We start from the raw sequence: 392 nt of genomic DNA on the forward strand, positions 1-392 counted from the left end.
GAGTGGAAAGTATGAATAAAGAGCAATTAGAAAAAATGAAAAATGGAAAAGGCTTTATTGCCGCATTAGACCAAAGTGGTGGTAGTACACCAAAAGCACTTAAAGAATATGGTGTAGACGAAGATCAATATAGCAATGAAGACGAAATGTTCCAACTTGTTCACGATATGCGTACACGTGTGGTAACTTCACCTTCATTCTCACCAGATAAAATTTTGGGTGCTATTCTTTTCGAACAAACAATGGATCGCGAAGTAGAAGGCAAATACACTGCAGATTACTTAGCTGATAAAGGTGTTGTTCCGTTCTTAAAAGTAGACAAAGGTCTTGCTGAAGAGCAAAATGGTGTTCAATTAATGAAACCAATCGACAACTTAGACAGCTTATTAGAT

1 protein-coding gene is annotated in these 392 nt (G+C 36.7%); it reads left to right on the forward strand.

All coding sequences use genetic code 11. From position 1 onward, the window contains the following. Positions 1-11: 11 nt before the first annotated feature. Positions 12-392: class I fructose-bisphosphate aldolase (locus AACS00_RS09915; protein WP_146205788.1), on the forward strand; the 381-nt coding region annotated here is incomplete at its 3' end.

The sequence above is a fragment of the Vibrio sp. 11986-1-5 genome (assembly GCF_963878025.1).
Classification (GTDB): domain Bacteria; phylum Pseudomonadota; class Gammaproteobacteria; order Enterobacterales; family Vibrionaceae; genus Vibrio; species Vibrio injensis.